The sequence below is a fragment of the Nostoc sp. genome (assembly GCF_036917235.1).
In the GTDB taxonomy this organism is placed as follows: Bacteria; Cyanobacteriota; Cyanobacteriia; order Cyanobacteriales; family Nostocaceae; genus Nostoc.
Genome location: NZ_JBALDU010000053.1, coordinates 93,185 through 111,961, shown reverse-complemented (window position 1 = coordinate 111,961; position 18,777 = coordinate 93,185). Strand labels below are relative to the sequence as shown.

At 41.6% G+C, this 18,777-nt stretch carries 19 protein-coding genes; 6 read left to right on the top strand and 13 right to left on the bottom strand.

Features of this window, described 5'->3' with window-relative positions; genetic code table 11:
* Positions 1-7: 7 nt before the first annotated feature.
* From V7K44_RS16820 to V7K44_RS16800, 5 genes are read right to left on the bottom strand one after another with little or no spacing between them, the layout of a single operon-like run.
* On the bottom strand, positions 8-802 hold the full coding sequence (locus tag V7K44_RS16820) for a phosphate ABC transporter ATP-binding protein (protein WP_334933080.1): 795 nt from the start codon (positions 800-802) through the stop codon (positions 8-10).
* Positions 799-1,653: a phosphate ABC transporter permease PstA gene (gene pstA / locus V7K44_RS16815; protein ID WP_334933079.1), complete on the bottom strand. Its 855-nt coding sequence runs from the start codon at positions 1,651-1,653 to the stop codon at positions 799-801. The genes V7K44_RS16820 and pstA overlap by 4 nt, the downstream gene beginning before the upstream one ends.
* Positions 1,646-2,524: a phosphate ABC transporter permease subunit PstC gene (gene pstC / locus V7K44_RS16810; RefSeq protein ID WP_334933078.1), complete on the bottom strand. Its 879-nt coding sequence runs from the start codon at positions 2,522-2,524 to the stop codon at positions 1,646-1,648. The genes pstA and pstC overlap by 8 nt, the downstream gene beginning before the upstream one ends.
* A complete protein-coding gene (locus V7K44_RS16805) occupies positions 2,481-3,332 on the bottom strand; it encodes a phosphate ABC transporter substrate-binding protein (protein ID WP_334933077.1) in 852 nt (283 codons plus the stop codon). The genes pstC and V7K44_RS16805 overlap by 44 nt, the downstream gene beginning before the upstream one ends.
* Before the next feature lie 28 nt (positions 3,333-3,360).
* Complete coding sequence (locus V7K44_RS16800; protein WP_334933076.1) at positions 3,361-3,660, bottom strand: ArsR/SmtB family transcription factor; 300 nt, start codon at positions 3,658-3,660, stop codon at positions 3,361-3,363.
* A 424-nt stretch (positions 3,661-4,084) separates the two neighbouring features.
* Between V7K44_RS16800 and V7K44_RS16795 the strand changes: the two genes are divergently transcribed.
* The 4 genes from V7K44_RS16795 (at position 4,085) to V7K44_RS16780 (ending at position 7,189) form a co-directional block, all read left to right on the top strand.
* Positions 4,085-4,447, top strand: coding sequence for a hypothetical protein (locus tag V7K44_RS16795; RefSeq protein ID WP_334933075.1), 363 nt, complete (start codon positions 4,085-4,087; stop codon positions 4,445-4,447).
* On the top strand, positions 4,444-4,845 hold the full coding sequence (locus V7K44_RS16790) for an HNH endonuclease (protein ID WP_334933074.1): 402 nt from the start codon (positions 4,444-4,446) through the stop codon (positions 4,843-4,845). Before V7K44_RS16795 ends, V7K44_RS16790 begins: the two co-directional genes overlap by 4 nt.
* Positions 4,846-5,390: 545 nt before the next feature.
* Entirely contained in the window at positions 5,391-6,548 is a 1,158-nt protein-coding gene (locus V7K44_RS16785; RefSeq protein ID WP_334933073.1) for an XdhC family protein, read from the top strand.
* Between the two features lie 5 nt (positions 6,549-6,553).
* Complete coding sequence (locus V7K44_RS16780; RefSeq protein ID WP_334933072.1) at positions 6,554-7,189, top strand: nucleotidyltransferase family protein; 636 nt, start codon at positions 6,554-6,556, stop codon at positions 7,187-7,189.
* A gap of 162 nt (positions 7,190-7,351) precedes the next feature.
* On the opposite strand, the gene V7K44_RS16775 is transcribed toward V7K44_RS16780, so the two are convergent.
* The 8 genes from V7K44_RS16775 to V7K44_RS16740 all read right to left on the bottom strand — a co-directional run bounded on the left by V7K44_RS16775 (position 7,352) and on the right by V7K44_RS16740 (position 14,643).
* A complete protein-coding gene (locus V7K44_RS16775; protein WP_334933071.1) occupies positions 7,352-7,762 on the bottom strand; it encodes a peptidoglycan-binding domain-containing protein in 411 nt (136 codons plus the stop codon).
* A gap of 590 nt (positions 7,763-8,352) precedes the next feature.
* Complete coding sequence (locus V7K44_RS16770; protein ID WP_334933070.1) at positions 8,353-9,720, bottom strand: NAD(P)/FAD-dependent oxidoreductase; 1,368 nt, start codon at positions 9,718-9,720, stop codon at positions 8,353-8,355.
* 143 nt (positions 9,721-9,863) lie between these two features.
* Positions 9,864-10,109 carry a hypothetical protein gene (locus V7K44_RS16765; RefSeq protein WP_334841529.1) on the bottom strand — a complete coding sequence of 82 codons (246 nt, stop codon included), beginning with the start codon at positions 10,107-10,109 and terminating at the stop codon, positions 9,864-9,866.
* A gap of 38 nt (positions 10,110-10,147) precedes the next feature.
* A complete protein-coding gene (locus V7K44_RS16760; protein WP_334933069.1) occupies positions 10,148-10,813 on the bottom strand; it encodes a cytochrome c oxidase subunit 3 in 666 nt (221 codons plus the stop codon).
* Between the two features lie 132 nt (positions 10,814-10,945).
* Positions 10,946-12,601 carry a cytochrome c oxidase subunit I gene (locus V7K44_RS16755; RefSeq protein ID WP_334933068.1) on the bottom strand — a complete coding sequence of 552 codons (1,656 nt, stop codon included), beginning with the start codon at positions 12,599-12,601 and terminating at the stop codon, positions 10,946-10,948.
* Positions 12,591-13,514 carry a cytochrome c oxidase subunit II gene (locus V7K44_RS16750; protein ID WP_334933067.1) on the bottom strand — a complete coding sequence of 308 codons (924 nt, stop codon included), beginning with the start codon at positions 13,512-13,514 and terminating at the stop codon, positions 12,591-12,593. The genes V7K44_RS16755 and V7K44_RS16750 overlap by 11 nt, the downstream gene beginning before the upstream one ends.
* A gap of 32 nt (positions 13,515-13,546) precedes the next feature.
* Entirely contained in the window at positions 13,547-14,152 is a 606-nt protein-coding gene (locus tag V7K44_RS16745; RefSeq protein WP_334933066.1) for a DUF2231 domain-containing protein, read from the bottom strand.
* The gene (locus V7K44_RS16740) at positions 14,149-14,643 is read right to left on the bottom strand and encodes a DUF2231 domain-containing protein (protein WP_094350762.1); all 495 of its coding nucleotides are present in this window, start codon (positions 14,641-14,643) and stop codon (positions 14,149-14,151) included. The genes V7K44_RS16745 and V7K44_RS16740 overlap by 4 nt, the downstream gene beginning before the upstream one ends.
* Before the next feature lie 715 nt (positions 14,644-15,358).
* On the opposite strand from V7K44_RS16740, the gene V7K44_RS16735 reads away from it, so the two are divergent.
* Complete coding sequence (locus V7K44_RS16735; protein WP_334933065.1) at positions 15,359-16,297, top strand: cation diffusion facilitator family transporter; 939 nt, start codon at positions 15,359-15,361, stop codon at positions 16,295-16,297.
* A gap of 73 nt (positions 16,298-16,370) precedes the next feature.
* Positions 16,371-18,767 carry a glycoside hydrolase family 15 protein gene (locus V7K44_RS16730; protein WP_334933064.1) on the top strand — a complete coding sequence of 799 codons (2,397 nt, stop codon included), beginning with the start codon at positions 16,371-16,373 and terminating at the stop codon, positions 18,765-18,767.
* The last annotated feature ends 10 nt before the right edge of the window (positions 18,768-18,777 follow it).

Below are 18,777 nucleotides of genomic sequence, written 5' to 3'. Positions count from 1 at the left end.
TTTCAAATCAACCCCTTGCACCCGTGACATAAGCTGCTGTTAAGGGATGTTGAGGGTACTCAAAAATTTGCTGCACTGAACCTGACTCAATCAATTGTCCAACATCTGACTGCACCCAGAACAGAGCAACTCGATCAGCGATGCGCTTGGCTTGCGCTAGGTTATGCGTCACAATTAGCAAGGTATAACGCTGACGCAAACTAGTAATTAAGTCTTCAACTATTCCACTGGCAATTGGATCGAGGGCGCTACAAGGTTCATCGAATAACAGAATTTCTGGTTGCAAAGCTAAGGCTCTAGCTATGCACAACCTTTGCTGCTGTCCGCCAGAAAGTGCTAAAGCAGAGGTTTGCAGCCGGTCTTTTACTTCATCCCAAAGTCCAACATCTTTCAGGCTTGTCTCGACGATCGCATCAATTTGTCCTTTATGGATACCATGTTCTCGCAGGGGTAATTCCAGATTCTTCCAAATTGATAAAGGAAAAGGATTAGGCTTTTGGAAAATCATCCCAACTTGCCGCCGCAGCGCGTTCGCATTTGTTTTGGCATTTAGCACGTCTAAAGTACCGATGCGAATCCGCCCTTTGACTCGACACTGGGGAATCATATCTGTCAACCGATTTAGGCAACTCAAAAAGCTAGTTTTTCCACAACCAGAAGGCCCCACCAATGCCAAAATTTCCCCCAGATTCACACTCAAATTTACATTAGCAAACGCGGTTTTTTGCCCGTATTGCAAAGTTAAGTTCTCCGTTTCAATCAACGGTTCAACAATTTCAGTGACGATATTTGGCGATTTCATGCAGAAAAAATTCTCCTGTGCAACCAATTATCTGCAATCCATGCTGCCGTACCATTAATTACCAGCAGTGATACCAGCAAGACTAATGCTGAAGCGTAAGCATTGGCATCTCCCCCAGAGACGTTCATTGATAAATCAAAAATATGAATTGAGAGCGCACGCCCGGAATCCAGCAGTGATTCTGGCATTCTATCTACGTAACCACTAGTAAAAATTAAAGCCGCAGTCTCGGCGATCGCTCGACCAATGCCCAGCACCAATCCCACAACCAAACCAGGGACAGCAGCAGGTAACAACAGTTGAAATAGCGTTGTCGTACGGGAAAAACCAAGGGCTGCGGCTCCTAATCTATACTCATTTGGAACAGCGCGAAATCCTTCTTCTGTAGAGCGAATTAAAATTGGTAGCACCATACACCCCAAAGTCAATCCTCCCGACAAAATAGAAAATCCCAGCCCCAAAACTTGACAAAAGAAGATGTTGCCAAACAATCCAAAGACTATAGAAGGAACTCCTGCCAGTACATCTAAACTGCGCCGCACCAACCCACCAAACCAACTATCTACGGGGGTGAATTCTGCCAGTAAAACGGCTGTACCAACACCAATGGGGATAGAAACCGCCATACACACTGCCATAATCAGAAAAGTGGAAACAAGAATGCTGGCAATTCCCCCTTCTCTGCCAGCATTTTCTGGCTCAGTTGTCAGAAATTCCCACGTCAAGTGTCCTATACCATGCCAAAGGATATCACTGAGTATCCAAAGGAAGATACCAGTAACTAGGACAGCAGTTGTCCAAACAATGATTGTTGGCAACCAATCTTTAGGACTTACAACAGGTTCACCCATATATTTTTCCTTGACTGATGACTTCCGCAACCGCAACTAACAGCACAATCATTCCCATCAAGACTAAACCGCTAACAAACAACGCCGAACGGTGGTCTCCTGTGGCATAAGCCATTTCCAGAGCAATATTAGCCGTCAACGTGCGGATGGGGTCAAATATACTTTTTGGCATTTGTACCACATTGCCACAGACCATCAAAATAGCCATTGTTTCACCAATTGCTCGACCTGTTTCTAAAATTAAGCCTGTGAATAATCCAGATTTGGCAGCAGGAAGCACAACTCTAGAGATAGTTGCCCAACGGGATAATCCTAAAGCTGCTGCTCCCTGAAGATAGGAAGTTGGGACTTTCGCTAAACTAGCATCGGCTACAAGCGCTATTGTTGGCAAAATCATCACCGTGAGAATGGCAATACCTGCTAATACACTTGGCCCCGGTGGATGTATCCTACCAATCATGGGAACCAGCACCACTAATCCCCAAAAACCGTAAACTACAGAAGGAATTCCTGCTAATAGTTCAATTAAGCGACGGTATAACCGAGCCATTATTGGTGGGGCGTAGTATTGACAAAAAACCGCAGATAGAATTCCTACAGGTGTCGCGATCGCTACTGAGCCTACCATTGCCAAAAATGTACCTAATAACATCGGGAAGAGATTATATAATCCGGCGGTTGGGTTCCAGGAAGAGTCTGTAAAAAAACGTGTTATTCCGACATGATTGAGGACTGGTAGAGACTCCAGAATCAGAAAGACGATAATTAAAAGTGCGATCGCTCCGGCGATCGCCGCTAAAAAACGCAGTATCCAGATTAACCAAAAGTCATTTGGAGACGACGACAAAGTTTTGCTTTTGAACAATGTCATTTACCTGTTGTGATTGCGCGAAATCAAGAAATGCTTTTGTCAATCCTTGAGGTTGGGTTTTAGTTACTAAGTTAAGTGGACGAGAAATCGGAAAAGTCCCATTCTGGACGTTGGCTGTTGTTGCAGCTACACCATTTACAGGTAGCAGCTTAATAGCTACTCCATTGGCTGCACTATTTTCTGCTGACCCAATCGATACATAACCAATTGCATTCGGGTTTCCTGCTACTGTCTTAATTCCCTGCTGATTGTCACCAATTACTACTTGGGCTTTGATGTCTGTATTTTTCAGTTTGAAATAATGGGTAAATAATTCTAAAGTGGAACGTCCTTCGGCTTTGTTAACGACTGTAATCGTTCCATCTGTACCTCCAACTTGTTTCCAGTTCGTCACTTTGCCTGTGTAAATATCTACAACTTGCTTGTTGTTGAGCGATTTTACTGGATTATCTTTGTGGAGAATTACCGTCACTCCATCACGGGCAATAGAAAATGCTTTTAAATCGTTTTCTTCTGGCTTCAACAAGGCACGGGAAACCATGCCAACATTAGCAACACCTTGACGAGCATCAGAAATCCCACGCGAAGACCCCCCTGATTGCACATCAACTCGCGCACCTGGATGCTGAGATTCAAAACGCTTGCCAATTTCAGCCGCTAACGGTGCAATCGTACTGGAGCCAGTAAGTACTAGTTTTCCCTGAAGCTGATTTGGATCATTTGCACCTCGATTTGCTGAAGAACAGCTTTGTAACCAAATGCAGGTAGTTAACCCAATTGCCAGAGGTAGAATTTGAGAATTTTTCATTATTGCTTTTCAACCCGAAATTGGGTTTTTAGTTAAAACAGAGGACACAACAGCCAAGGTTCAAAGCTTTGCCAGTAGTTACTTGCACCTCTGGAGCTAGGCGGTAGAGAACTGCTTTGCCATCACGCGATTGCACAACCAACTGGGAGCGACGCAGAACTTGTAAATGATGGGAGAGCAGGCTTTGTTCCAAGCCCAAAATTGCGTTCATCTCTCCCACGTGTTTGGGACTGTCGATCAGAAGTTCTAATACTGCTAGACGAGTTTCATCTGCCAGCACCTTCAGCTTTTCTACGCAGTCAACCTGCTTCTTGCTGCTATTTTTCATTGCCTCTAAAGGAATAGGTTTTTCTTGTTTCCGAAGTTACTTTGCAGCGAACGCTCTCGTGTTCAGCGAAGATTAACAACTGCTGCTCTCGCAAATAAATAGCAATTCATATGAAATTCGATTCATATTTTAAAGTAGAAAGTGTCACGCTCTATAATTAAAATTATATTTTTTAACCAAAGCTTAATGTTTATCCTATTTACCAAGAAGAAGAGGGGAATGGATTTGCGGATAAGGGAAAAAGAAAAAACTTTTCCCCAAAAGGTATAAAGCCTCTATTTTTAAATATGGAGAACAAAAAAGAAGATCATACCCGCTACATAGTGTGATAAAAATCAGCGTCTATGCGCGATCGCAATTTATTTGATATCAGCTAAAGTGTGGCGGAAAGCTATAATTTGAGGCAGCACTTGAGGCTAGAAGTATGACTACTGTAGCAATTTTACCAACAAGAGACGCTAGCGGTGAGAAATCCTATCGTGCGATCGCAGGAGATAAACATTCGGTTGGCAAAACTGCGGGGCAAGCTTTAGATGCGTTAACTGCCCAGTTGGGTGAGACTGAGTTTAGTGCGCTACTGGTCATTCAAAGCTTTCGTCCTGACGCATTCTTTAGCGCCCAGCAACAAGAACGGTTATCAGAGTTGATGAGATTATGGCGATCGGCACGGGATGGGGGACAAGAATTGCTACCAGAACAACAGGCACAGCTGGATGACTTGGTTGAGGCTGAATTGAGAGCGGCGATAGCCCGTACTGCTGCGTTGATGCAGCCAGAGAATTCATGAATCCGTACTATACTGAGATCGCGGAACGAGCCAACCATCGTTGTGAGTACTGCCAAGCTCCTGAAGTCGTTTTCAATTTTCCGTTTGAGGTGGAGCATATTATTCCAATTTCTCGGCAAGGTGCAAATAATAAAGCAAATCTAGCCCTTGCGTGTCGCTCCTGTAATCTCCGTAAAGGAACTCGCATCAGTGGCACTTTGCCTGATTCCAATACTGAAGTTCGGTTATTTCATCCAAGAGAAAATCAGTGGAGTGAACATTTTCAGGTTGATGTTGAATCTGGCAAAATTAGGGGAATGACTCCAGTTGGAGAAGTTACAGTAGAGTATTTGGCGATGAACAGTCCTGCTCAGGTAGCAGCACGGCAATTATGGATTCGATTGGGGTTGTTTCCGTAGTCATGCAGCACAACAACGCCTATGCACTTGATCGTTGAAAAGTTATCTGCGGGGGTGTCGGCAACGCCATTTTTTCCAAACAAAATGTGCATCTTTCGGATTGAATGCCAGCTAAATGTTCAAACTAAATTCAGCCTGTAGATAGATATTTTAAATTAACACAATAGACTTCTTATAAAAATAAAGAGTCTCAAATTAAGACTTTTGCAATAAGTTTAAAGTACTCTGCCAAAACTGTAATTTAGGGAAAATCAGTATTTTGTGCTAACTCTTGTGATAGATAAATGACTAAAGTTGACAACTATCCTGTGGGGCATGATTTCAGTGGTGTTTTCGCTTATCTTGGATAGCAGAACACCGCGATGCCTGCGGCGGTAAACAACGCACCTCAATCTAACGTATATACTGTAATCGTTAAAGGGCAGCAAATTTCAGGAGTGTTTGAAACTAGCAGCGATGCACAATGGCACAGTCATCACATTGTTTCCATAGAGACTGCCTACTCAAGTTTATAAACTGCTAGAAACAGAAAAATCAGCAATCAAATGAACGAATTAAAAGCAATTTTAGAAGGCTTCCAGTCAAGTCAAAAAAATGGTGAAATTACTTTTCTTGCTACTGTAGTCAAAACTCAAGGTTCAACCTATCGCCGACCGGGTGCCAAAATGCTGATGACAGATACAGGTCGGATGATTGGAACAATCAGCGCTGGTTGCTTGGAAAATGACGTATTTGAGCATACTCAACAACGAATGTCGGACGGCGAACCAATTGTTGTTACTTACGATAACACCGCCTCGGAAGATATTCTTTGGGGCTTTGGTCTGGGGTGCAATGGGACAGTGCAAGTTCTCATCGAACGTCTTGAAAAAGAAAGTTCACCAAATGGGATCGCTTTTACGCAAGAGTGCTTTAATAAAAAACATTTGGGTATTATTGCTACAGTCTTTGCTTTTGAAGGCGGGGTAGATGTAAAACTTGGGTCGCGCTTACTGCTGTATCCTGATGGTAAAACGATCGCTGACATCAAAGATCCAAATTTAATTCAATCTCTGCAAGTAGATACTCAAGCAGCTTTTATTAATCAAAAGTCTAGTGTAAAAAACTATCAGTTACCTTTAGGCAGTGCAGAAGTTTTTATTGAAGTCATCCAACCACCCACGCCTTTAGTAATATTTGGTGCAGGTTATGACGCTATACCCGTAGCACAGTTTGCTCAAGCATTAGGTTGGGACGTTACTGTAGTCGATTGTCGAGCTAATGAAGCAACTAGAGGGCGATTTCCGATAGCTTGTGACGTGATTCTGACTCGGCGAGAAATTGTACAAAAACAGGTATTTATAGATGTCAACACAGTTGCTGTAGTGATGACGCATAATTATCTTGATGACCTGGAAATTTTAAAAACGTTGCTGCCATCTGCTGCACGCTACATAGGGGTTTTAGGCCCAAAGGCGCGTACTGAAAGATTGCTTGAAGATTTAGGTTCGCAAGGAATAGTTTATACTACTGAACAATTAAGCAGATTGCATGGCCCGATTGGGATTGATATCGGAGCAGATACACCTGAAGAAATAGCGATCGCTATTATTGCAGAAATTCAAGCAGTGCTAACAAACCGTAATGGTAATTTTTTAAGAAATCGCAATCAACCAATTCACCAATGTTATGAAAGCAACTCAAACTTGCTACTTACCACATAGTTTTTATGACTGCTATAGACAACGAGAAATCAACCATAGCCATTATGATTCTTGCTGCTGGTGCATCTACACGGATGGGTACACCGAAACAACTATTGCTTTACCAAGGGCGTAGTTTTTTACAATATATTACAGAAATTGCGATCGCTTCAGTTTGTCAACCTGTGGTAGTAGTACTTGGAGCCAACGCAGAACAGATTCATCCCCAAATTAAACAACTTCCCGTTAGAGTAGTTAAGAATTCGGATTGGGCTTGTGGAATGAGTACTTCAATCAAGAGTGGTATTGAATTGTTGAATAATCTTCCGCAAAAAATAGAAGCAGTAGTTATTACACTTTGTGACCAGCCATTTGTTTCTCCCCAAATTATCAATCAAATTGTTGATACATATTATTCGACAAAAAAACCAATTATTGCTTGTGAATATGGAGACACATTAGGTGTACCTGCTTTATTTAGTCAGGCATTTTTTTCAGAACTTGCCACTTTAAAAGAAACTTCAGGGGCAAAAAAAGTTATTAATCATAATCTTAATGAAGTGTTTTCTATTCCGTTCCCACTAGGGGATATTGATATTGATACACCAAGGGATTACGAACAATTACTATCAATTACTAAAGGGATTTTTGAAGTATCTTGAACAAGATCGCTAAAAGCGAACAAGTAGAGAAGACCGCGCTAGCTCCCCGACCTACACAGATAGAAAAATAGAAAAAGTTGTGTTAGTATTTTAAGGCTAGAATTTCTTTTCTAGCCTTTTGTCTTTAAGGCATTTTAGCAATGAGGATATTAGTAAACAATTTTATTTAAGAGCGGCTAAAGTCCGATGTCCAATTATTCCATCTGCTCTTAATCCCTTAGACTTCTGAAATTTGATCGCAGCGGCACGAGTCTTGTTATCAAACACGCCATTCACACTTCCTGTATAGAATCCTTGTTTCTTTAAAGAATTTTGAACAGTTTTCACTGTCTCTCCTTTGCTGCCTACTGTCAGTACAGTCCCAGTACTACGCTTTGCCACATGATTCGACTTGCGCTTGGCACTAACCTTTGTTACAGCACTAGGTTTTTTCATAGTGTTGCCTTGCTGAGTACTTTGGGCAACGTGGGTAGCAGTAGCCGAATTTTGGCTTTTATTATTAGTTAAAGAGTAAGCAGGTATAGCAGTAGCTAGAGTCAAAGCAGGGAGCAAAGCAAGTACTTTCCAATTCATCTTCTTGTTCCTTTCAACTGTATGAGATTTTGCAATTTCTATTTGAAGAGTCATCTTCATAAGGTACTGTGCCTTAAGCGATTCTCTTCTGTAGATTCTGGTGTGTGGGTTTAGTCTGAGACTATTTCCGAAGCCAGAGCTATAGCATCACACGTCGTATTGACAAAGCTATTGCGAAATTGTGACAAAACCATGACTAAATGTATTAAAATTTATGTCGCACGAAATTGTGCTAGTACCGCAAGGCGGAATTCAAAATTCAAAATAACGCTCTCTACTGGCGTGTCAAGGCTAAAATGTTGCAATAAATTTTCTTGTAGTGTAAGCTCTCTAGCCCGCACCGGACGGGCGAGACACCCATCCCACAAGAGTAAAGCTAATGTACCATTTTAAGCTTGCCAGGCCACTACGTTCGCGCAGCGTGTCGTTCGCGGTAGCGTTGCGTAGCAAAGACAGACGCTAAAAGCGTAGCTTGCTTCCCCGTAGGGGTACGCAAACTCGCTTGCCGCCGGCGCTAACAAAATTCAAAATTAATACAGCGTAAGCGTTTCATTGATTTTGAATAGGTGGTTTATTTACGCCGTTCTGTACTAGTCTCTTTTATCCTCCGAACCCAACATTTTCAATAATTTTCTGGCAGCTAAAACACCCATAACTCCTGCACCAACCACTTCCACTGCTTGAACAACTTTTTTGCCCACATCATGAGGGTCAAGATGGTGATGAAAAATCTCTTCATCCACCCATTCACTAGCTGCTTTAAAGTCATGAATTGGTGTTGGCAATAACGTTAAATAAGTACCTTGACGAATTAAATGCCCGGATTCTCCTGCAACTTCAAAAACATTGAATAAGTTAGCAGCAGCATCATTTAACCCTAATTTTAAGAGAGTTCCGCGTAGATTTACCTTTGCTGGTTTGAGGTCTTCGCCTAAAGCGAGTGCTTTCAAATTTTGGGCAATATTGGCTCCTTGCTGATAAGCAACTTGGGCTGTTGGCGGTAGTGAATTATCTTGAACTGCTACACAATCCCCGCCTGCAAATACTTCTGGAAAGTCGAGTAGTTGCATTGTGGGAGTAACTAAGAGGCGGTTATGGCGATCGCGATGTTCTTGAGAAATTGGTAAATCTTTAATTAGTGGGTGAATAGAAGTGCCAGCTGTCCAGATTGCGGTATATGTTGGCAATGTCTCAATTTGCTCATTGCGCTTATATTCAATGGCATTGGCATGAATAGTAGTAGCTTCTGCTCCCGTAAGTATTTCAACTGATATCGTGCGTTTTTGTAATTCTTTCTCAGCGATTGGGCGCAGAGGATTGTTAATATCACCATTGAGAATTTCTTGACCGTGATTGAGCAATACCACACGGATTTCACTAGAATTTCCTCCCATAGCGGTATACCAATGTGGGAGGAAATCAGCTAAGGTAGCTGCCATTTCAACACCACTTGCACCACCACCAACTACAACTACTGTTAGCAGTTGGCGACGTTGGTCTGAATCTTCAGTTTTGATTGCTTTTTGCAAACAATCGCTTAAATGCCGATCGAGAGCGATCGCATCTGCTTCTGTCCAAAAAGGGAAAGCGTATTCTTTAGCACCTTCAAGATGATGATAAGCAGTAACACTACCCAAAGCTAATACTAAGTTACTGTAGTTGTAGGAGTTTCCTGAAGCCAATTTGACTTGTTGTTGATGCAAGTCTATTGATTCCACTGCATCTTGAACAAAGATGACACCACTGCCTTTAAGTAATTCTGCAAAACGCGGTACTACTTGAAGAGCATCCATCTCGCCACTGAAATATTCGTAGAGTAATGGCTTAAAGCAAAAGCTTTCATTTTGATCGATCAAAATTACAGAGCGAGGATAATGTTCGTGAGCTAGGTGTAAGGCTGTAAATAAGCCGGTGAAGCCACCACCAAGAATCACAGTTTGGTAAACTGGGCTGTTCATACAATCTCTCCAAAGTATTGTTAAATCAATGAATTTGCCATAATTTTACGCATTTAAATCAGATTTTTGTCTCACGCCGAGGTGCAAATAAAGAGTCAAAATTAAGATTTTTGCGAAAATACAAATGAACAATGAAAAATTCGCTATATGAATAAAAATAACGCAATTAAAAAGACGCTGAGGAATAAAGCGAAACCAATAGCGTATTCGACTCTGCGACTAAAAAATCCGACAGCAGCGATTAGAGCGATCGCTAGTCCAATAATGCCAATGTATTGCTCTTTTTGTAAACCTTGTGCAATGAGTGGATCTTTACCTGGTGCGGGAGTTTCTTGAACTGCTTTTGGCGCGAGTTCTGATGCTGGTAATTCTTGGATGAATAAATTCATAAAGTTACTCCTGAAAATACTTAGTGAACTGAAAATATTTATGCCCGCCAAAGGTAGATAAGCGAGAAAAGGAAGACCCAAACTACATCAACAAAGTGCCAAAATAGAGTTGTTGCACTTGTACCGAAGTGAGTTTTATTATAATTGCCTGGAATGAATGAGCGAATCAGCATAATTATCTGAAGCACTACACCAGCCAGAACGTGTAAGCCGTGGAAACCTGTCAGCAAATAGAATGTGGAACCAACTAATCCCGTGGTGAGCTTAAAATCGAGATTTTTCCACTCAATTAATAGACCAATTAAAAAGTAGGTTCCCATTGCGATCGTTATCAACCATAGCCCGCGAAATTTACCCAGTTGATTACGCTTGAGGGCATTTTCTGCTGGTTGAATCACAAAGCTACTAGAAAGTAAAACTATCGTATTAATAATCACGAGTTTAGACAATTCTGGCCCAGAAATACCGGGTGGTAGCCAGTTATTGGTATTCAGTCGCAGAGCAACATAAGTAAAGATAAAACTCAAAAAAATGATACTTTCGGACAACAGGAATACAGTAAACCCAAACATTCCTTTGCCATGATGATCTTCATGACTTCCGCCACCACTTGGTAGAAAGCGCTGCAACCAATTCGGTAAGCGTCGCCGCCACCGCTCAAAACGGATCGGACTTTCATCTATATGAATGTTGCGACGTTGCATAATACCAATTCGTAATTAATAAATTCAAGTTTCATCTAGGTTTTCGGACAGAGCAGATTATCCTTAGAAAACCTCCGCGTACTTTGCGTTAAAAAAAGCTAAAATTTAGCGCAGCTTTATCAAGAAACGGAATTACTCAGCATCATTAGAATTTTCCACGAATGAGTATTTTGGATCGCCATAGTCGTAAGGAGGTCTGGTGACAACAGGAATCTCTGCAAAGTTATCTCGCGGAGGTGGTGAAGAAGTTGTCCATTCCAATCCTGTAGCGTGCCAAGGATTATCAACTGCCTTCGCTCCATATAGCCAGGAACCGACAATGTTAGCAATAAAGGGCAGCGTAGATGCTCCCAGTAAGAACGATCCCAGGCTAGCGATAATATTCCATCCCTGATACTGAGGATCGTAGGAAGAAATTCGGCGTAGCATCCCCTGCAAACCTAACGGATGCATAGAGAAAAAGGTGATATTGGCAGGAATAAAGGTCAACCAGAAATGCAGCTTACCCCAACCCTCGGCGTACATCCTGCCAGTTATTTTGGGAAACCAGTAGTAAATTCCGGCAAAGATTGCCATTGTAATGGTATTAAAAACGATGTAGTGGAAGTGACCCACGACAAAGTAAGTATTATTGACATGGATATCAAATGGCGTGGCAGCAAGCATCACACCAGTGACACCGCCAAAAATAAACATCGCTGCACCTCCCATTGCAAATAACATTGGTGTCTCTAGGTGCAATTTGCTCCTCCAGATTGTGGCAGTCCAAGCGAATGCCTTAACACCGGTAGGTATGGCAACTAACATTGAGGTGGCCATGAAGGTCATCCGCATCCAGCCAGGAGTAGCACTGGTGAACATATGATGTACCCAAACGAAAATGCTGACTACAGCAATACCTAAAGAAGCAAGAGCAACTGACCGATAGCCAAATAGGGGATTGCGAGAAAAGGCTGGTAGAACTTCCGCAATAATACCGAAGGCTGGTAGCGCCATGATATACACTGCGGGATGAGAATAGAACCAGAATAAGTGTTGGTAAATAATGGGATCGCCACTTCCTTCAGGTTTAAAAAATTGTGTACCGAAGGAGAGGTCAAGCAACAGCAGTATCAATGCACCCGTCAAGGAAGGCAAATTAATCAGCTGCAACAACTGGGCGCTAAAAACTGACCACACAAAGACGGGCATTCTAAAAAATGTCATCCCTGGCGATCGCATCCAAAAGATAGTAGTAACAAAGTTGACAGCCCCCATAATTGAGGAGATGCCGATTAATACTAGGCTAACTATCCAAATAAATTGACCGTTAATCAACTGACCGGCTGGAACTTGCAGACTAACTGGTGGATAAGACCACCAGCCAGCTTGTGCAGTCCCGGTCGGTAATAAGAAGCTAGACAGTAGTAGAAGACCGGCTGGTGGCAAAATCCAAAAAGAAATGGCATTGAGTACGGGAAAAGCCATATCCCGCGCTCCAATCATCAGCGGTACTAAGAAGTTAGAAAGACCTGCATTGAAGGGAATAATCCACAGGAAAATCATGATTGTCCCGTGCATGGTGAACAAACCATTGTAGAGGGGGCGGTCAACTAGATTTGCTTCCGGGGTGAGCAATTCAGCCCGGATAATCATCGCCAACAGCCCGCCAAGAAGAAAGAAAATGAAGGTCATCACCATGTACTGAACACCGATCACCTTATGGTCAGTACTGAAGCTGAAATATTCCCGCCAGTTATTCTCAGGTTCTCTATTGTTGGCTATAGCTTCACTCAAATCATGCGTCATTATCTATCTTCCTTTGATTCGCTACAGCAGGTTGAGCAGGTGCGACTGTGTACCAGCCGCTTTTAAATAATGTCTTTGGTGGTTGGATATTTTCGGCAACTGCCTGATTTTTAGTGTTTGTAGTTTCGCTAGAGACTGTTTGCGCGAGCCACTGATTATACTTATCAAGAGATTCAACGTATACATCTGCCTCCATCAAGGCAAAATAAGCACCACTGAATTGAGAATCTTTCAGTCGATATTTACCTGGGCGAATGGGTGTTAGCACAATGTCAATGTTCCGCCCTGGAACAATATCCTGCTTTAAGCGAAACTCAGGAACATAGAAGCCGTGGATTACTTTCTCTGCTTGCATCTTTAAGCGAGTGCTGCGATTGATCGGCAAGTGCAATTCCTTACTAGTAAGATTATTTGGATAGTGGAAAGACCAATCCCACTGCCTAACGAAAACATCAATTGTTTCAGATGCAGGTTTGGGGACATCGCTAACGGTTGCGGCGTAGGCGGGCGCAGATTCTAGGGGCGCGTGCAAATGCACTATTTGGTTTAAACCCAGAATGTTTAATTGCTGATAAATATTGAAGCTTTGAAAGGCAATCCATATTACTAACAGAGTTGGGGTAGCTGTCCATAATATTTCTAGCCTCCCATTACCTCTAGAAGGGTGTCCTTCGCTATAGTCTTCCGGGGGGGCGCGATGGAAAGCGATCGCATACACAATAACACCAACCAGCCCCAGCAAGATAAATGCTCCAATTGAGACTAAAAAGCTAAATAAATCATCTACCCGTTGTGCTTCTGCTGTCGCCTGGGGAGGCATCCAAGAAAATGCCTGTTGTCCAATCCATCGACTGACAATCAGCAGCACTGCTACATAAAAGGCTATTAGTATATATTCCCAAAAACTAAACATAATAATTTCATCTAAGAGTACTTCCCGCTTGATTATTTGAGTAGTAAATTTGGGTTTTTACCTTCTTGGAGTAACTTCGCAGCAGTAACGTGAATGCCGAACTCTTCTCCCAATTGCGCCCCCAAAGTTCCATGAACGAATAATATTGCCAGTATCCCCAAACCTGCTAACAAGTAACTCCACTGCACCTGCCTAGAAGCATCCTTGCGCCAGCGATAGCGTTGCAAACCTCTCCATATTGTCATGGCTGCGATCGCCCCTAACAGCAAAATGCCACCTAAACCATGCAAAAGCATTGTCCAACCAGCAGTTAACCCCCAAACGCTCTTTTGATCGACTGGTGGATTTGCTAGCAGTAGCTCAAAAAAACCTGCTGCAACTGTGAAAAAGGTAATAAAAGCTGCTCCTATGAGGTTATACCAGCCGACATCAAAAAAACCAGAACGCAGGGTAGGCAGACCTAAAAATTTGAAGATTGGTTTTTCTAAAGCAAAAAGCACTCCTGCAATATCAAAAATAATGGCAATAATGAACAAGCCCAATGTTAGATGCACCAGTTGCGGATGTATCGGAATTTCATAAGGTAATCCGTTAGCATTTAGTCTTAATCTCAACTGCTCAATAAGTTGCCAGTTCATGGCGAAACTCCCTGCTTCATGGCTTGCACAACTGGCTCGATGTGTAAGCCGTACACCCAAACGAGCTTGCTTCCTAGATAGACTTGCAAACACACTAAGCAGACTAAAAACGTTGCAGCACCCAAATAAGCAGGCGGTACTTTCCGTGGAGTGCGTTTGCGAATCACGAAACGCCAAGCTGTAATGCCAACAACAATAGCCGCCAGCGACCAACCCATCACTGTATGAAAATTCAGTGTTGGTTGGACTGCTGGGTAGATGTTTGCCAAACCTGCTTCAAACTGACCAAGAATCACCGCTAAAAAGATAGCTGCTGAGGCCACAAACATATTCCAGAAACTCACCTCAAATAACCGCACATTGCGGGTGAAATAGCCCAGCACATCGCACACGAACGAAAAAAGTACCATCGCGATTACGAAGTGGACAATAATTGGGTGTAGAGGGTCAGGGTATGGTAAATTTTGGTTATTTAGAGACAGAGCAGGCATCGCTTTCTCCTTTATGGATCTAAATATGTAGATGCATTGTATGGAATTACCATCCGTTTAACGTACCATTCATATTTTCAATAATACTGTTTTAATGCCACAGAACTACCAATTAAAAATATGATGTACTGAAATTTTTCAAGTAGATTTTAAAACAAAAAAATATATACTTACTATTTTTCAGCAATTATTTTTTCTAAATTTAAAAACTCACTAAAATAACTAAACTTTTGCTTAATATCAAATCTCAATTGGCATTTACAAGAAATAAAAAATGCTTATTTTTTATTAGATAAGATTGATAATAGCCAAGCTAATAAGACGGTTCATAGTCGGCTAAAAACCCTTTAACATTAATATGGTTCTCTTCTTTAGGTCATCTTATATTTAAGATTGATTAACTAAAAAACTTACTTTAACCAATAACCCAACTTGCTTTGAATATACCATAAATCTTTCTTGAGATTGATATAAGCTTTAAAATTACATTTTTACAAATCTTAAAAACAAAAACATACTATTGTCACATAGTTGACAAATGATTTAAATATTTTTAAGTCAAAAATATGCTGTTTATCTTTCTCTGGATAGATTAGAAAAATACTATAAATTTTTAAAATAGCGTTTTGGTACAATGTCGAACCAACCCAATGGAAAGTTACCCATCTGGATGGTTAATTAGAAGTTTCTGCATAATTAATTATTATTTACTCTCATGGCGTCTGATTCATCTCATAAAACTATATTTGCAGCAATGGGCGCTAACTTAGCGATCGCTATTACTAAATTTATCGCCGCCTCCATTACTGGCAGTTCCGCCATGATATCTGAAGGGATTCATTCGGTGGTAGATACTGGCGATCAACTAGTACTTTTGCTGGGAATTCGGAGAAGCCAAAAGCCAGCAGACGATAGGCATCCCTTTGGTTACGGTCTAGAACTTTATTTCTGGACTTTTATCGTTGCTATCCTCATCTTTGCCCTTGGCGGCGGGATGTCAATTTATGAAGGAATCACTCATTTAATTCATCCCAGCCCTTTAGAAAACCCAATGTGGAATTATATTGTATTAGGTATGGCAATATTATTGGAGGGTTTTTCTTGGACTGTAGCTTTAAAAGAGTTTTTGCCGACCAAGGGTAAACAAAATTTCTGGCAAGCAATCAAAAACAGTAAAGATCCCACAGTCTTTACAATATTATTTGAGGATACTGCTGCAATTTTAGGTTTATTCGTTGCCTTAATCGGAATCTTCTTAGGACATTTATTTAATAATGTTTATCTTGATGGCATTGCTTCGATTATTATTGGCATTATCTTGGCTATAGTAGCAGTAGTATTAGCAAGAGAAAGTAAAGGATTATTAGTTGGTGAAAGTGCTGACCCTCAAACTATAGCCAATATCCGGTCTTTGTGCAAAACAGAACCAGGAGTGAAAGAAGTTATCCGTGTACTAACAATGCAGCTTGCTCCCAAGGAAGTATTACTCAACTTAGAAATCCAATTTTCTAAAAATCTTACAGGTGAGGAAATAGCCTTAACCGTAGAAAGTTTAGAAGGAAAAATTCGCCAAAAGCATCCTGAAATCAAACAAATTTTTATTGAAGCAAAATCCTTAACTGCCGCTCGTAAATTTTTGCCAACTTCTCAATAAATTTTTAATCACATAAATATCAAATACAGCATTTTCCAAATGCACTCAAAGCTTATCGGCACAACAATGCAGTATGGTAAAGATTATTGATCGAGCAGAAGCTTTTGGCTCACCGGGTATTGAGCCTCGATGGACTCATGCTAATAAAGATGGAGTAGGAACAGCTTACTCTACCTCTAGTAACATTTGGTTTACTCTTTGGAACGGTATTGTCACTGAAATCTACCATCCCACAGTAGACAAACCCCAAATTCGGGATTTGCAGTATTTAATTTCTGATGGGAAAAGCTTTTTCCACGAAGAGAAACGCCATCTCGAATCCAAAGTGGAACCGATGTGGACTCATGGTTTAGGATACCGCATCACTAATTCCGATCCCCAAGAACGTTATGCCGTAATCAAAGAAGTGATTGCCGACCCGCATTTCCCCTGTATCTTACAGCACACCACATTAACAGGAAAAAGCGATTTTATTTCCCAACTCCATTTATATGCTTTGTGTGCGCCGCATCTAGAAGTCGGAGGTATGGGTAATAATGGTTACGCTGTAGAGGTTGCTGGACATCGTATTTTGATAGCCGAGAAAAAAGGAACATGGCTAGCGCTGGGTGCAACAGTTCCCTTTACCCGCCTTTCTTGTGGTTACGTCGGTGAAAGTGATGGTTGGACAGATTTAGCTGATAATTTCCAGATGGATTGGGAGTTTGATAATGCTATAAATGGCAATCTTGCTTTGACTGGAAAACTAAATCTAGATAGCACTAAAGAGTTTACTTTAGGACTGGCGTTTGGTACAAACTTGCATAATGCAATTTCCACGCTATTTCAGTCGCTGAATATTCCTTTTGAACAGCAGAAGCAGCAATACAACGAACAGTGGAAGCGATCGCGCCGCAATATCCGACCATTAGAAAATGTTTCATACAATGATGGAAAATTGTATCACAACAGCATTAGTTTGTTGTTAGCACATGAAGACAAAACTTATCCCGGTGCGTTGATTGCATCCCTTGCTATCCCTTGGGGTGAAGCCAAAGACGACCAAGACCAAGGAGGATATCATCTTGTCTGGACGCGGGATATGGTTAGCAGTGTATCAGGTTTAGTGGCTGCTGGTGAAACAGAAACAGCAGTGCGATCGCTAATTTATCTCGCCACCAGCCAGCAGGAAGATGGCGGTTTTGCCCAAAATTTCTGGGTTGATGGTAAACCTTACTGGAAAGGTATCCAATTAGATGAGGTGGCATTTCCGATTCTTCTAGCATGGCTATTGCGCCAGCAAAATACTTGCTTAAACTTCGATATCTATCCGATGGTTCTACGGGCGGCGGGTTATTTAATTCGTAACGGCCCGGCTACCCAACAAGAACGCTGGGAAGAAAACAGTGGTTATTCACCATCAACACTAGCATCCAATATTGCCGCCTTAATCTGTGCTGCTCAATTTGTTCGCGAACGTGGAGATGAAGCAACAGCAAAGTTTATAGAAGAATACGCAGATTTTTTAGAATCTCACATCGAAGCTTGGACAGTAACTACTGAAGGAACTTTAGTTCCTGGGATCAAACGGCATTATATCCGAATTACTCCCTCAGATATTAATAATCCTCAAGCCGACGACAATCCTAACCAAGGAACTCTTTTCATCAGCAGTCAACCAGCTGGTGAACCAGCAGAATTTCCGGCCAAGGAAATTGTCGATGGCGGATTTCTGCAATTAGTACGCTATGGAATTCGTAAACCAGATGACCCGATTATTGTTGATTCTGTCAAAGTAATTGATGCAGTATTGAAAGTAGATACACCCGTTGGGCCTTGTTGGCATCGCTACAACCACGACGGCTACGGTCAGCAAAAAGACGGAAATCCTTATGTCGGTTCGGGTAAAGGACGCGCTTGGCCTCTGTTGGCAGGAGAACGAGGACATTATGAACTAGCTGCTGGCGGGGATGTCAAAACATATATCAAGGCGATGGAAGGATTTGCTTCAGACACTTGTTTGCTACCAGAACAAGTTTGGGATGAGGCAGATATACCTGATATCTATATGTATTTAGGAAAACCAACAGGTTCAGCAATGCCTTTAATGTGGGCACACGCAGAGTATATCAAACTGCTACGGTCAACTCATGACGGACAGGTGTTTGATTTTATTCCAGAGGTGGCAAATCGCTATCTAGGCGAAAGAAAGCAATGTAAATCATTGGAAATTTGGAAGTTTAACCGACAAATTAGCCAAGTCAAAAAAGGTCAGATATTACGAATTGACGCTTTAGCATCTTTTCAATTGCACTGGTCAGATGATAATTGGCAAACCACACAAGATACGCTTTCTACTTCCACAAAGTTAGGAGTGAATTTTGTAGATATTTCTGTTTCTGATAACCAGCAACAGCCAATCAGCTTTACCTTTTTCTGGATTGAAAGCAGTAAATGGGAAGAACGCAATTATACAGTTGCAGTTGATTAGTAGCAATTAT

What these genes read in the sequence shown, in the direction of transcription:
- V7K44_RS16820 (WP_334933080.1), bottom strand. Translation starts at nt 802, where the DNA reads ATGAAATCGCCAAATATCGTCACTGAAATTGTTGAACCGTTGATTGAA.
- pstA (WP_334933079.1), bottom strand. Translation starts at nt 1,653, where the DNA reads ATGGGTGAACCTGTTGTAAGTCCTAAAGATTGGTTGCCAACAATCATT.
- pstC (WP_334933078.1), bottom strand. Translation starts at nt 2,524, where the DNA reads ATGACATTGTTCAAAAGCAAAACTTTGTCGTCGTCTCCAAATGACTTT.
- V7K44_RS16805 (WP_334933077.1), bottom strand. Translation starts at nt 3,332, where the DNA reads ATGAAAAATTCTCAAATTCTACCTCTGGCAATTGGGTTAACTACCTGC.
- V7K44_RS16800 (WP_334933076.1), bottom strand. Translation starts at nt 3,660, where the DNA reads ATGAAAAATAGCAGCAAGAAGCAGGTTGACTGCGTAGAAAAGCTGAAG.
- V7K44_RS16795 (WP_334933075.1), top strand. Translation starts at nt 4,085, where the DNA reads ATGACTACTGTAGCAATTTTACCAACAAGAGACGCTAGCGGTGAGAAA.
- V7K44_RS16790 (WP_334933074.1), top strand. Translation starts at nt 4,444, where the DNA reads ATGAATCCGTACTATACTGAGATCGCGGAACGAGCCAACCATCGTTGT.
- V7K44_RS16785 (WP_334933073.1), top strand. Translation starts at nt 5,391, where the DNA reads ATGAACGAATTAAAAGCAATTTTAGAAGGCTTCCAGTCAAGTCAAAAA.
- V7K44_RS16780 (WP_334933072.1), top strand. Translation starts at nt 6,554, where the DNA reads ATGACTGCTATAGACAACGAGAAATCAACCATAGCCATTATGATTCTT.
- V7K44_RS16775 (WP_334933071.1), bottom strand. Translation starts at nt 7,762, where the DNA reads ATGAATTGGAAAGTACTTGCTTTGCTCCCTGCTTTGACTCTAGCTACT.
- V7K44_RS16770 (WP_334933070.1), bottom strand. Translation starts at nt 9,720, where the DNA reads ATGAACAGCCCAGTTTACCAAACTGTGATTCTTGGTGGTGGCTTCACC.
- V7K44_RS16765 (WP_334841529.1), bottom strand. Translation starts at nt 10,109, where the DNA reads ATGAATTTATTCATCCAAGAATTACCAGCATCAGAACTCGCGCCAAAA.
- V7K44_RS16760 (WP_334933069.1), bottom strand. Translation starts at nt 10,813, where the DNA reads ATGCAACGTCGCAACATTCATATAGATGAAAGTCCGATCCGTTTTGAG.
- V7K44_RS16755 (WP_334933068.1), bottom strand. Translation starts at nt 12,601, where the DNA reads ATGACGCATGATTTGAGTGAAGCTATAGCCAACAATAGAGAACCTGAG.
- V7K44_RS16750 (WP_334933067.1), bottom strand. Translation starts at nt 13,514, where the DNA reads ATGTTTAGTTTTTGGGAATATATACTAATAGCCTTTTATGTAGCAGTG.
- V7K44_RS16745 (WP_334933066.1), bottom strand. Translation starts at nt 14,152, where the DNA reads ATGAACTGGCAACTTATTGAGCAGTTGAGATTAAGACTAAATGCTAAC.
- V7K44_RS16740 (WP_094350762.1), bottom strand. Translation starts at nt 14,643, where the DNA reads ATGCCTGCTCTGTCTCTAAATAACCAAAATTTACCATACCCTGACCCT.
- V7K44_RS16735 (WP_334933065.1), top strand. Translation starts at nt 15,359, where the DNA reads ATGGCGTCTGATTCATCTCATAAAACTATATTTGCAGCAATGGGCGCT.
- V7K44_RS16730 (WP_334933064.1), top strand. Translation starts at nt 16,371, where the DNA reads ATGGTAAAGATTATTGATCGAGCAGAAGCTTTTGGCTCACCGGGTATT.